Source organism: Bacillus cereus ATCC 14579, assembly GCF_000007825.1.
GTDB lineage: Bacteria > Bacillota > Bacilli > Bacillales > Bacillaceae_G > Bacillus_A > Bacillus_A cereus.
The window spans coordinates 2,275,920-2,288,482 of record NC_004722.1 but is presented as its reverse complement, the minus strand read 5'-3'; the positions used below and the strand labels follow the sequence as shown (position 1 = coordinate 2,288,482).

Below are 12,563 nucleotides of genomic sequence, written 5' to 3'. Positions count from 1 at the left end.
TGTTTTTTTATAATTTAGCATCCATTATCTAAAAATTATTATCTTCGACTTTTATAAATTTTGAAGTTGAATCTTTATATTCCCCTTACTTAATCCCCCATGGTAACAAACTACAGATTCAATATCTAGATTTAAATACTTCTTCAAAGACTGCTGTGCTTCCTTAATATTTATAGTTGTTGGGGCGTGAATTCCTCCTAACATCCCATTCACACTATACATAGAGTCTCCTGCAACAAGAATTTTACTTTGTTTCAAATATAAACTAATATGACCCGGGGTATGCCCTGGAGTATGAAGAATTAGTATTCCACCGCAATACGGAAGTTCTTGCCCGTCAATCATAGTATCACTCACTTTTCCTTTTGGTCGGTTCTCTACATTTCCTTCCTTCAATAAAGGTAAATCCCCCTCGATATATGGCTTATCTAGTTCGTGCGCATAAACTTTAATATTACTTCGACAGCGCTGCAACAACTCCGGAAGACTACCTATATGATCAATATCCTGATGCGTCAAAATCACGACTTTTAACTTATCAAATGATACCCCAACCTTTTCCATCTCTACTTGTATATCTTCAATTTGTCCTGGGAAACCCGTATCTATTAATACTGCCATTTCATCATCCCATAAAAGAATTGGATGAATAACAAATTCTTGAAATTCGGGATGTAGCATTTCTATCCCTTTAGCAATCTCCATACAGCCATTCTCCTTTATGTTGAAGTTTGAAAATATGTACGAGTAAACTGAAAATATAAAGTGAAACTTTAATCCGTGGGGCTTTTACTACTCGGCAAATAGCGGGATAAAGCACCTCTATCTTATAATATGTTTTGTCATCCCAATAGAGAATGCTTCAAATCCTATAGATTCATAGTAAGATTGCAATTTTTCTACACACATAAGTTGTGGAATAACCTTGTTTTGTTCACAGTGTTGGATTAATCGTTTCACTATTTCTTTTCCGATGCCACTAGACTGATATTTTGGCAATACACCAACTCCACAAATAATGCCTGTTATGACTCCATCTGATATGACACGCCCCATCCCTACTAACCTCTTATCATCAAAAACATAAATTGCATACCAACTTTGCTTACACATTCGTTCTAACTCGTTAACCGTTAATTTAAGAGAATTCCATCCTAAAGATTCGTATAAGGATAATAATCCATTAAAATCTGTAGGATGTTCACTTATGTAGCGTATACTATTTTCCATGTCAATACTCCCTATTCTCTGGCTTGTTTATATTTCATAAAATTCCCTTTACACAAATCCGATTGATGTAAAAATAACTAGAACAAACTTCAATAAAAAAGATAGAATTCCTTCTCAATATAAAGTAAAAAGAAGTTATCTCACTTAAGATAACTTCTTTTATATAAGACTCTCATTATATTATCAACCAAAAAATATACAACTGCATACGATTAGCACAAACAAAACTAATAAACCATTTGAGAAATAACCCATTGAATACTACCCCTTTATTAAATTATGTAAAAGATTTTATCATAAAATGATTTACAACTTAATAACTGAAAAAGACATTGTATTCATTAGTTATATATGTTTAGTAATATTTTATTTTCGGTTATATTCTCGTTCCCTGAAAGTGCTTATCATACTCTTCTACTTCAGTTCATATAAAGTTCAAAATATTAAATAATAAGTAAAAAAGACCTCCACCTTACGAGATCTTTTTTACTTATTTTCCAAATACACTAATTGATTCTTCCTCAATTACAAGTAAACAATTAGCATATTACATGATTTAATATCCCAATAGCCAATTCAACTCTATTAATTCGGTTCGACCTTAATATCCCCCTTTTGTTCCAAAAACTCAATAATCGTTTCACAGACTTTATCCATCTCCTCGATATCTGGGAAATGTCCACTATTTTCAAATATAACAAGTTTACCATTTTTCAATTGTCTCGTTATTCTATAACTCATTCCTACACCCGTGTTATAGTCATGCGCTCCAACTATGACACACGTATCAATTTCTAAACCTTTAATACGCTCAATAAGCGGTAAAGATGCTTTTGTTCCAAAAATAACTTTGCTCATCTTCCCTGTATTACTTAACTGACTTTCCTCCCAAAACCTTCTATTTAGCTTTGCAAATTCTTCATTTTTAAACAATAGTCGATCTACATTTTCTGTATCAACTATACTCCAAACTTGATTATATTTTTCTTTTAGCGCAATTTTCGACTTACTTATTTTCAATATTTGTTCTTTCATTTCCCCTTTCGTTACTTGTAGAAAACCTTCTATCTGCACAGTATACATATCATTAAAATCATCTAACGATGGTGCTTGTAATACCATTTGTTCAACATTTTTCGAATATTTCAAAGCATACTCTAAACAAAGTTGTCCACCAAAAGAGTAGCCTAACAAATTTATCTTCTCTACATGTAATTGCTTTCTTAATTCCTCTAAATCTTCGACTAGAGTATTGATTGAGTACTCACCGTCATCTTGTGGTGCCTCACTTCGTCCGCAACCTCTTTGTTCGTAATAAACTACAGTCATATTTCCTTCTAACTTCAAACCAAGCGTTCTTTCGAATACATAATGATTACCACCTGGACCACCATGTACTATAATAAGAGGGACTGTATTATGAGCTGTCCCTGCAACTTTACACCAATGCATAATCCCATTGATTTTCAAATAGTGTATACCATCTTGCAACATTAACTGATTCATTTATCTTCTCTCCTCATCGCTCACTTATTACTATCTAAATATATAAGTTCTGACCATTTACACTTTTTCCCTTTATATTCTTTAGACACTATCCTCATTTATAAGAATAGCTTTCTTATTCAAAAATAGATTTTTAAAAATTCCTACTCCCACAATTAATAAACCTATACCAACTAATTTATTTACTTGTAATGGAACACTCTCCATTCCAAATAATCCGAATGTATCAATGCATAACGCAACGACCAATTGAGTAATAAGACTAATTAGCACCGTATATGCTGGACCTAAACTCTTTATTGCACCCATTATACAAATAATTAACCCGATGCCAAACAGTCCACTTACATAAAACAAATAATTTGCAGTATACACTTTAATGCTAATACTGTTTTCTGTAATGATATAAAATAGAATAGAACTAATGAGACCTATTCCAAGGACACATGTAGTTGTTAACCACTGTCCTACATTTTCATTTACTTTTGCATTAAAAACAGATTGTACGCTAATTAATATTCCTGCTAATATAGCTAAACTAAATCCAATCAAAATCTTCCTCTCCCTTTCATTGCTCATATATATTATCTTTAGCGACTTCCTTCATTCTAGAAAAATCTTTAATTACAATAACTCCATTACTCTTTTCAATTAGTTTTTCATTATAAAATCTTTGTAATACCCGAATTACGTGCCTATAACTTACCCCTATAAAATCTGCAATACTCGTTACTGAAGTTGCATCCAAATCCCCTTTATACATATTCCCGTTACTATCTGTTGAAATTGAAAGCAAATAACTAGCTACACGTACTTCTACAGGATAAAGTAAATTAAGAGCAGTAAAACGAGTCGATATTTTTAACGTGTTGGCAATGTTTTCAAGCAAGAACTTCATAAATATAGGATCATGTAATAACTTGTTTCTAATAACCGTATTAGAAATAGAGATTGCTACAACATCTGAACAAGCCTCAACGACATTATGTGCTTTGCTATTTTGAATTAGTTCAATATCACCAACAATGGCCAATGGATTGATAAAGCGAAGAATTAGTTTCTTCCCTTCAGGTGTAATCGTATAAACTTTTACTTTCCCTTTAACAACAAAATATAAACGATCCATTTCGTCATCTATATTGCAAATAAGCTCGCCTTTTTCAAAGTGATTTAATTGAAAATATGCTGTATCTATTTCTGAAAAAACCTCGAGCGTTTTATTGATTTTCAAATAATGCGTAATTAAACTTGATCTATTCTCCATATTCATTTCCTCCTTTCATTTACATATTAAATACAACAATACCTATAATCATTACTATTGTTCCCACAATATGATATCTCTCCATCTGTATCTTTTTTATATGAAACAGTCCTTTCATTTCAATAACTGTTGCCGTTAACAATTGAGCAGCCATTAGTGTGCCAGCTGTCAATGTAACTCCTAGTGAATATATCGCCATAGTTTCTGCGCAAATAATGAATCCACCAAATGCACCCGCTACTAAATATATTTTTTTTACACTCTTTAAATCCGTTACTTTCTCTTCTTTCTTTAACAAAAATACAGTTGTTGCAATAATGAATCCAATTAAATGGGTTATAATACTCGTCGACCATATACCGATATGTGAACTAAGTTTCGCATTAAAGGTTCCTTGAAGTGTTATAAATATCCCCGCAAAAACAGCAAATAGAATACCTTTCAAAAAATCATCTCCTCATCCTTTATTTCTGACTTAATTAAAAACCATCATCCTATAATGACAAAAGGACAAATGTCACATCACTATGAAAATAACTTGGAATGAAAAAAAACACACCTCAAAAATGCGAGATGTGTTTTTTATTTATATATAGTGTTTTATAAATGAAAATTACGCTACATTAAAAGATTTCTTTTTCATAACAAACTTTGCAAATAAGAAACGTACAAGCGGTCCCATAATAATTAATTGTAATGGATATGCCATTATGAAATTTTTAATAAAAATCGAAAAATAAATTGAAACAAATGAAGCTCCTTGTAGTCCACCATGTAAATGCATCATAGCCATACCGAAAAATGACATAAAGAACACCATTCCGATTACCATAGTTGTCGCCATCGCAACGATAATATTTATTTTCTTAGATTTATCAAATGGCAACATGAATACAATTTTTTTCGCACAAGGTCCAACTATACTTATTTCAATTAATAGCGCAATAATAAAGCCAATTAATAGTTCTAATGCAATCTCTTTAATATAAATTGGTCCTCCTGTTTCATTCATTAGTAAATTGTAAAACGTCATTACGATAACCATTCCAAGGCACATCATCATGCCAAATTGGAGGTTTTCTTTTCTTGTTGTTGGCAAATTTCATCATCCTCTCTCTTTGAGTCTTTGTCATTATATCGACATTGGAATCCCCTTCGTAAGTGAACATTTTGTGAACAAATTTAAAACGTTTTCATGTATTTTCTTTACTTTCAACTCAAATTCTCACTTTTACTTATAAAGGTTTTATATATTTCAATGTTGAATTACTAAATTTAACATTGCATTACATTATTACTAGGAGGATAACCATGAATGAAACAGAATTTTACGCATATCACATCGTAACAAGGAAAAAAATGCATATCGGACAAATGATTCCTTTTAACAAAAATCAACACAATACTCTATATCACTTCTTTTTTGAAAGAGAACAATTAAATGCTAATGGTGAAGATGGCATACAAATTTTAAATAATCACTATAAAAATGACGAATTACATATAAATAATGAAAATGCTAAAGTAGTTATAAGTTATATGGATCAAACAATTAGAGCAGCTAGAGAAACCATTGTAGAAATGGTTAGACTACAAGAATTCCCTGAATATCCTTCCAGGTTATCTTGTTTATACGCTGCAAAAAGCTATGAAGATGCTTTAAAATGGAAAGCATTATTTGATTCTTACAATCGAGAAGTTTTACAGATTGTTAAACTACGAGTAATCGGAAGTTCTTTTGAAGGTGACGGGAATCTTTTACCAAAAGAAGATGGTATTCCTTTTTCTCAAAAAATCGAACAAGCTAGAAAGTATTGGAAAGGAAATATTAGAAATGAACTTCCTGAGCTACTGATTAATGGAGAAATTGAAGTGGTGGAAATTATTGATGACTTCTCCTCAATTCATATTTAATTTCTAACTAAATCATATAGGATGGAGATTACAATGAAGAAAAAAGTGTACTTCAATCATGATGGCGGCGTAGATGATTTAATTTCATTATTTTTATTACTTCAAATGGAAAACGTTGAACTTACCGGTGTATCTGTTATCCCAGCAGACTGCTATTTAGAACCCGCAATGTCTGCAAGTCGTAAAATTATTGATCGCTTCGGCAAAGGTAATATTGCAGTAGCCGCTTCAAACTCTCGCGGGCAAAACCCGTTTCCAAAAGACTGGCGGATGCATGCATTTTATGTAGATGCTCTACCAATTTTAAATGAGTCTGGAAAAGTTGTAACACCCGTGGTGGCAAAGCCTGCACATCACCATTTAATAGAAACACTTCTACAAACGGAAGGAAAAACAACTTTATTATTTACCGGGCCCCTAACTGACCTTGCTCGTGCATTATATGAAACTCCCATCATAGAAGATAAAATTGAACGTCTCGTTTGGATGGGTGGTACATTTCTTACAGCAGGCAATGTACATGAACCAGAGCATGATGGAACAGCTGAGTGGAATTCGTTTTGGGACCCTGAAGCAGTGGCTCGTGTATGGGATGCAAAAATTAAAATCGACTTAGTGACACTAGAAAGTACAAACCAAGTTCCGTTAACTATAGACATACGTGAACAATGGGCAAAAGAACGAAAGTATATTGGTATGGATTTCCTTGGTCAATGCTATGCAATGGTTCCCCCTCTCGTTCACTTCTCAACGAACTCTACCTACTATTTATGGGATGTACTAACTACCGCGCTTGTCGGAAACACTAACCTTGCAAAAACTGAAACAATTAATAGTATCGTTCATACATACGGACCAAGCCAAGGACGTACAGAGGAAACTGCTGATGGACGACCTGTAAATGTCGTTTATGATGTAAAACGTGATGTATTCTTTGAATATATTACTGAATTAGCAAAGAAAGCTTCTACTTGAACCACTATCTATACGAAAAATAAATAGAATAAAATCACTTCAGACGATGAACCCCTATATTTAGAATTTAGTTGAAACTACATATTTAACTATTGAAAAGAGTATTGAATTAAATTTCAATACTCTTTTTGTGCAATTTAATTATATTGGATTAATGTAGTGTCTTATTGATTATTCATTTCATAACCATTGACAAAATAAGTTATTGTTTCTAACTCATCTTCATTTAATTCTCTATCTAGTTCTTGTTTATACGCTGCCTTTATCTTCTCTTCATCGCCCTTATGAGCTTCTGTATAAGTTCCTACTGCTTTTAACATGCGAATCTCTTGTAAAAACTCCTCTCGATTTATCGCTTCCCCATGAGAAAGAATATATGTCTCAGCATCAAATTTTTCTAATTCATCTATTAATGCAAACGTTCTTTTCGTCGTATAGTTCCACTTCGAAGAAAAAATATCTGCATATATACAGTCTCCTAAAAATAATATCTTTTCTTCTTTCACGTAAATAACAACTGAATCATGTGCATGATCTCCGCCCACATGTTTTAACACGCATGTCACTTCACCAAGATCTAATTCCATTTGATTCTGGAACGTTAAGGTCGGAGGAATAATGTTAATATTTCTCGCTTTTTCTTCAAACTCTTTTTTTATGCAATCCGCACAAAATGCAATTTCAGTACCCTCTTTTACGCGTGCGTCCAAAGCTTCATCTGTCCATTCATAAGAAACAAGTGTACGCATCTCTTTTTTCGTTTCAGAATGTGCAATAGACAATGCATCTTGTAGTACAGGCAATCCAAAAATATGATCCCAATGCCAATGGGTTAGTGCTACGAAATCTGGATTCGATACATTTTGTTCTTTTAACATTTCTAAAAATAATTGTGCATGTTCTTCTGAATTCCCTGCATCAATCATTAACGTTTTTTCTTGTCCAACGACCATTCCTAAGATAGGTCTATCTGTTTCAGAAACAGGTGTCATATACCAAAATGAGTTTCCTATTTTTTTAATTTGTTGCATAACCAATTCCCCTTTTCATTTCCTCACTTAAGTTTAATATATAGATTATAACGAATCACTACTTTTTTCTCTATACTCAAACACAATTACTTGGACTATTCTAACTTTCCTTTTCGTAAGCTAAAAATAAGTGGAAGAATCGGAGTGTGATACTATGGAACGATTATGGATTCCAATGATTGTTACGTTTTTTTCATTTGGTGGATTACTATTAGGCGGTGCTGTTGGAGTAGCAACACGCCAACTCATTGAAGAAAAGATGCATCGTTTATACGCATTATGTGGCGGAATTTTACTTGGGCTTTTATCCCTTGAAATTATTCCTGAAACATTTTCAAGCTACGAAATGATTGGGCCTATACTTGGTATAGCCATCGGTATTTTAGTTATGAGCTTATTAGATAACTATTGTCACCATCCAATGATACATAAAAAAGATCAACAAGCATGGCAAACCTTCCTTTTTCTCTCTTTCGCTATATTTATTCATAATATACCTAGTGGATTTGCGTTAGGTACAGCTTTTATAAATCATAATGACTCTGCCATTCCCTTTTTAATAGCAATTGTCGTTCACCATATTCCAGAAGGATTAGCTTTAATTATTCCATTTCTTTTTACAAAACATAAATATATTTCCTTTTTATTAACGACTTTATTACTTTCGCTTATTCTCGGTACTGGCACAGTTTTTGGCATTTTGATGGAAGGAAAAGCTGTTGACCTGCAAGGGCTCATTATGGGAAGTGCTATTGGTTCACTTGGATATGTCACAATTCATGAAATGCTTTGGAAAGCTAAGAAACAGCTCTCTTTCCTTACATTTCTAATGTGGGCGACTAGTGGTTTTTTACTAATAACAGTGTTCACTTTATTCGCTGGTCATCATTAAAGTTGCTAAAGTAAAACTTTTGTTCCTCCCACACTGATTCTTAGATTACAAATAACCAGATAAATTTTCTTATTTGTATATTTTTCCTTTTTATCCAAAACATAATGTTATCTACCTATTATAAGGAGGAACACTTATGTTTGGGAAAACAGCCAGTGAAGCATTAGTTGATTTATTAATTGACTGGGGAGTAGAACACATATACGGTATGCCTGGAGATTCCATCAATTCTATCATTGAAGCTTTAAGAAAAAAACAAGATAAAATTAAATTCATTCAAGTTCGCCATGAAGAAGCTGGTGCATTAGCAGCGGCTGCCTATGCAAAATTAACAGGAAAACTTGGCGTTTGTATGGCAATTGCAGGACCTGGTGCTATTCATTTATTAAATGGTTTATATGATGCGAAACTCGATAAAGCCCCTGTTCTAGCAATTTCAGGTCAAGTAGAAACCGATTTACTTGGAACGGACTTTTTCCAAGAAGTAAATTTAGAAAGAATGTTTGATGATGTTGCGGTTTATAACCAGCGTATTATGTCAGCAGAACAGCTACCTGCTGTCGTGAATCAAGCGATTCGAATGGCTTATACGAAAAAAGGGGTCTCTGTTCTTACAATTCCTGATGATGTTCCGAAATTCGAAGTAAAAAGTGGTGCTCGAGTTACAAATACTTCCTTTACATTACCTGATTTATTTCCTCAAGAAGAAGATTTAGATGCTGCAAAACTCGCAATTACTGAAGCGAAAAAGCCTGTTATTTTAGCTGGAAAAGGTACGAAACATGCGAGAGAATCTTTACTTGCATTGGCAGAACATATTGGTGCTCCAATCGTACTTACATTGCCAGCTAAAGGAATTATTCCTGATGAACACCCTCTTTGTATTGGTGGATTAGGATTGATTGGCACGAAACCTTCTTATGAAGCAATGAAGCATGCAGATACTTTAATTATGGTCGGTACTTCTTATCCGTTCACCGGCTTCTTACCTGAAAAAGCAAAAACAATTCATATCGATACAGATCCTGCCCAAATCGGGAAACGTTATGCGACAGATATTGGTTTAGCTGGTGATGCTGATAAAACATTACGATGGTTAATTGAAAATGTTGAAGAACACACAGACCATTCCTTCTTAGAACATCACCAAGAAATGATGAAAAAGTGGGAAGAAAAATTACACGATCAAGAAGAAGACTCTTCCATTCCAATTAAACCACAACGCGTTATGCATGCTCTGCAGCAAGTAGCACATGATGACGCAATTCTATCAGTCGATGTCGGAAATGTAACAGTATGGACCGCAAGACACTTCCGTATGACAAACCAGCAATTTGTCATTTCTAGCTGGCTCGCAACACTTGGTTGCGGTTTACCTGGTGCTCTTGCTGGAAAAATTGCATTCCCGGATAAACAAGTATTTGCAGTTTGTGGTGATGGCGGATTTGGAATGACGATGAATGACTTCGTAACAGCTGTAAAATATAAATTACCAATCGTTGTCGTCGTATTAAACAATAATAAAATTGCGATGATTAAATTCGAGCAAGAAGTTATGGGTAATATCGAATTCGAAACAGACTTAACGAACCCTGATTTTGCAAAATATGCAGAGGCGTGTGGAGGTATTGGATACCGTGTTGAGAATTTAGATGAACTACTTCCCGCTTTCCAAAATGCAGTAAAACAAAATAAACCATGTATTATTGATGTAGTTGTAGATGCTAACGAAGCACCAATGCCAGCAAAAATCACATTTGGTCAAGCCGCTGGTTATACGAAACATATGATAAAAGAATTATTTGAAGAAGGTAAGATTGATTTACCACCACTTTAAGCGAAAAAAGATAGCTGAAAACAATTTGTCTTCAGCTATCTTTTTTATTTTTGTATCTCTCTATAAAAAGAAAAGTCATCCATAGTTAGTTGTACTTGTTTCTCTACTTGTAATTCTTTACTTTCCCTCTCTAGCTTTCTCACATTTCCTAACTTAATCGCATCTTGCATGCTATTACTAATTAGATTTCCAGCTAAAATTGTCATACTATAAAAAGCAATCGGTATAAGTACAATCCATGTATGAGTAGTTAAATGACGGAAGTTTTGACCAATTAGGCCGGTCCATTCTTTTGTTACACTATCTGCCTCTGTACCAAAGATAATTGTTCCGCCAAAAAATAACTCTAACAAGCCAAGATGCAAGAGAAGTAATAAAGTACTCACAAATTGTTGAGCAACAAGTAAAAAAAATGATGGTAATACGTGTGGCCATACGTGATTTTTCACTCTATGCCATTTACTGCCCCCAAGCACAGTTGCTGCCATCATAAATTCTTCTCTTTTTATCCGACGGACTTCCTGCGCTGTATATAACATAATTGTTGGTACCGCTAAACATGTAAGGATAACCATTTGAAATATTACCCTTAAATGAAACGGCTCTGGTACTGTCCCATTTTCAAACACTAAAACTTCCTTTAACACAAAAAAAGAAATCATAACCATAGGTACAATGCTGAACGGATCAAAAAAAGATGCTATAACTGGAAAAGAACGTTTGCTATACATACCAAGAAGCAAACCAATACCTCCTCCAACTATAACTCGTAGAATCGCTATAATTACGCTCGCACCAACTGTCCATTTCGCTCCTTCTATTATTAGCTGGAAAAGATCGCGTCCTTTCTCATCACTACCGAACCAAAATTTATTCGACGGTGAAAATGGAGCAGCCTCTAGTTCTCCTTTTTCGTTATACATCATCGTAAGTTCACGGATATTCCCATCGAAAAATAAAGTATTTCCAATACTAACAATCATAAGTACGCTTAAAAAAGTAACACCAAACCAAAATCTCACATCTCTTTTTACAACTTGCCACATGCTAAACACGCTCCTTTATTACATTTTGTAAAAACGTATGTAATAAACGAAATAGTATAAAAAGCGGTACGTATAATATAATTAAACTTACTGTAAATATTTCTAATTTCGAATTTTCTTTTACAAAAACAAACATACCGTACGTATTAAATATCCATTCAATAATATATAAATTTGATAACATAAATAAAATATTTGTTTTTGCATAATAGATTGTTGTTAACAAAACATTTCTTGAAATATGATTTGTTAACATATGTCGTAAACTAAGTCCTTTACTTTTAGCAAATATACTATAATCTTTCTCTAATTCTTCTCTGAAACGTAATAGTAGTAGCTTAATAAATAATAGTGTTGTAGGCAAAGTTAGACATATTATTGGCAATAGGCGAGCCCTTTCCTCCCCAATCCCCGCTAGTTTTACTGGCATAAAGCCTGTCTTTTGAAAGATTATTACGACTAGAAGTTGCGATAATAAAATTATTAAAATATCTGGGATGCTTTCAAGTACAACAAAAATCCCATTCCACATTCGTTGCTTTGATTGAGACCGTTGTAATACCCACACAACGAGAACATACGCAATAAGTAATGACAGTAAAAATGCCGAAATAAATACAAACATTGTCTCTAAATAATGAATCCATATTTGCGGAAATAATTTCCTCGAATCTCGAAATCCATATGTAATTTCCCAAGGTTGGAGTAACTTTCCTCCAATAAACACAATCGTGTTCCAAAAACCAATTAAATCAATTTGTAATCCCTTAAATAATCGAGGGAGCGCACCTAAACAGATTATACATAGAATTGCAGCGAATAATTGTAAACAAGTAATCCCACACCACTTAGCAGTTCGCATCAACAT

Annotated in this window: 14 protein-coding genes; 4 read left to right on the top strand and 10 right to left on the bottom strand. The window is 33.5% G+C overall.

Features of this window, described 5'->3' with window-relative positions:
- Positions 1–51: 51 nt before the first annotated feature.
- The 7 genes from BC_RS11720 to BC_RS11690 all read right to left on the bottom strand — a co-directional run bounded on the left by BC_RS11720 (position 52) and on the right by BC_RS11690 (position 5,099).
- On the bottom strand, positions 52–705 hold the full coding sequence (locus tag BC_RS11720; RefSeq protein ID WP_000401467.1) for an MBL fold metallo-hydrolase: 654 nt from the start codon (positions 703–705) through the stop codon (positions 52–54).
- A gap of 117 nt (positions 706–822) precedes the next feature.
- Positions 823–1,230 carry a GNAT family N-acetyltransferase gene (locus BC_RS11715; RefSeq protein ID WP_000431726.1) on the bottom strand — a complete coding sequence of 136 codons (408 nt, stop codon included), beginning with the start codon at positions 1,228–1,230 and terminating at the stop codon, positions 823–825.
- A gap of 585 nt (positions 1,231–1,815) precedes the next feature.
- On the bottom strand, positions 1,816–2,736 hold the full coding sequence (locus tag BC_RS11710) for an alpha/beta fold hydrolase (protein ID WP_001072682.1): 921 nt from the start codon (positions 2,734–2,736) through the stop codon (positions 1,816–1,818).
- Between the two features lie 81 nt (positions 2,737–2,817).
- Entirely contained in the window at positions 2,818–3,288 is a 471-nt protein-coding gene (locus tag BC_RS11705) for a DMT family transporter (protein ID WP_000579028.1), read from the bottom strand.
- A 16-nt stretch (positions 3,289–3,304) separates the two neighbouring features.
- Entirely contained in the window at positions 3,305–4,000 is a 696-nt protein-coding gene (locus BC_RS11700) for a Crp/Fnr family transcriptional regulator (protein ID WP_000431609.1), read from the bottom strand.
- Between the two features lie 19 nt (positions 4,001–4,019).
- Complete coding sequence (locus BC_RS11695) at positions 4,020–4,445, bottom strand: DMT family transporter (protein WP_000676257.1); 426 nt, start codon at positions 4,443–4,445, stop codon at positions 4,020–4,022.
- Positions 4,446–4,613: 168 nt separating this feature from the next.
- A complete protein-coding gene (locus BC_RS11690) occupies positions 4,614–5,099 on the bottom strand; it encodes a hypothetical protein (RefSeq protein WP_001143404.1) in 486 nt (161 codons plus the stop codon).
- A 212-nt stretch (positions 5,100–5,311) separates the two neighbouring features.
- On the opposite strand from BC_RS11690, the gene BC_RS11685 reads away from it, so the two are divergent.
- Entirely contained in the window at positions 5,312–5,914 is a 603-nt protein-coding gene (locus tag BC_RS11685) for a DUF2441 domain-containing protein (RefSeq protein ID WP_001005956.1), read from the top strand.
- A 21-nt stretch (positions 5,915–5,935) separates the two neighbouring features.
- On the top strand, positions 5,936–6,889 hold the full coding sequence (locus BC_RS11680) for a nucleoside hydrolase (protein WP_002195488.1): 954 nt from the start codon (positions 5,936–5,938) through the stop codon (positions 6,887–6,889).
- 164 nt (positions 6,890–7,053) lie between these two features.
- Here BC_RS11680 and BC_RS11675 read toward each other — a convergent pair whose 3' ends face one another.
- Complete coding sequence (locus tag BC_RS11675) at positions 7,054–7,920, bottom strand: MBL fold metallo-hydrolase (RefSeq protein ID WP_001186119.1); 867 nt, start codon at positions 7,918–7,920, stop codon at positions 7,054–7,056.
- A 154-nt stretch (positions 7,921–8,074) separates the two neighbouring features.
- On the opposite strand from BC_RS11675, the gene BC_RS11670 reads away from it, so the two are divergent.
- Both BC_RS11670 and BC_RS11665 read left to right on the top strand, forming a co-directional pair.
- Entirely contained in the window at positions 8,075–8,812 is a 738-nt protein-coding gene (locus BC_RS11670; RefSeq protein WP_000440627.1) for a ZIP family metal transporter, read from the top strand.
- Between the two features lie 136 nt (positions 8,813–8,948).
- On the top strand, positions 8,949–10,649 hold the full coding sequence (locus BC_RS11665; RefSeq protein ID WP_000467257.1) for a pyruvate oxidase: 1,701 nt from the start codon (positions 8,949–8,951) through the stop codon (positions 10,647–10,649).
- 44 nt (positions 10,650–10,693) lie between these two features.
- Here the strand turns inward: BC_RS11665 and BC_RS11660 are convergent, their stop codons facing one another.
- The gene (locus BC_RS11660) at positions 10,694–11,695 is read right to left on the bottom strand and encodes an ABC transporter permease subunit (protein ID WP_000267877.1); all 1,002 of its coding nucleotides are present in this window, start codon (positions 11,693–11,695) and stop codon (positions 10,694–10,696) included.
- A 1-nt stretch (position 11,696) separates the two neighbouring features.
- The gene (locus tag BC_RS11655; RefSeq protein ID WP_000929105.1) at positions 11,697–12,563 is read right to left on the bottom strand and encodes an ABC transporter permease subunit; all 867 of its coding nucleotides are present in this window, start codon (positions 12,561–12,563) and stop codon (positions 11,697–11,699) included.

What these genes read in the sequence shown, in the direction of transcription:
- BC_RS11680 (WP_002195488.1), top strand. Translation starts at nt 5,936, where the DNA reads ATGGAGATTACAATGAAGAAAAAAGTGTACTTCAATCATGATGGCGGC.
- BC_RS11665 (WP_000467257.1), top strand. Translation starts at nt 8,949, where the DNA reads ATGTTTGGGAAAACAGCCAGTGAAGCATTAGTTGATTTATTAATTGAC.
- BC_RS11670 (WP_000440627.1), top strand. Translation starts at nt 8,075, where the DNA reads ATGGAACGATTATGGATTCCAATGATTGTTACGTTTTTTTCATTTGGT.
- BC_RS11710 (WP_001072682.1), bottom strand. Translation starts at nt 2,736, where the DNA reads ATGAATCAGTTAATGTTGCAAGATGGTATACACTATTTGAAAATCAAT.
- BC_RS11700 (WP_000431609.1), bottom strand. Translation starts at nt 4,000, where the DNA reads ATGGAGAATAGATCAAGTTTAATTACGCATTATTTGAAAATCAATAAA.
- BC_RS11675 (WP_001186119.1), bottom strand. Translation starts at nt 7,920, where the DNA reads ATGCAACAAATTAAAAAAATAGGAAACTCATTTTGGTATATGACACCT.
- BC_RS11720 (WP_000401467.1), bottom strand. Translation starts at nt 705, where the DNA reads ATGGAGATTGCTAAAGGGATAGAAATGCTACATCCCGAATTTCAAGAA.
- BC_RS11715 (WP_000431726.1), bottom strand. Translation starts at nt 1,230, where the DNA reads ATGGAAAATAGTATACGCTACATAAGTGAACATCCTACAGATTTTAAT.
- BC_RS11685 (WP_001005956.1), top strand. Translation starts at nt 5,312, where the DNA reads ATGAATGAAACAGAATTTTACGCATATCACATCGTAACAAGGAAAAAA.
- BC_RS11655 (WP_000929105.1), bottom strand. Translation starts at nt 12,563, where the DNA reads ATGTTGATGCGAACTGCTAAGTGGTGTGGGATTACTTGTTTACAATTA.
- BC_RS11660 (WP_000267877.1), bottom strand. Translation starts at nt 11,695, where the DNA reads ATGTGGCAAGTTGTAAAAAGAGATGTGAGATTTTGGTTTGGTGTTACT.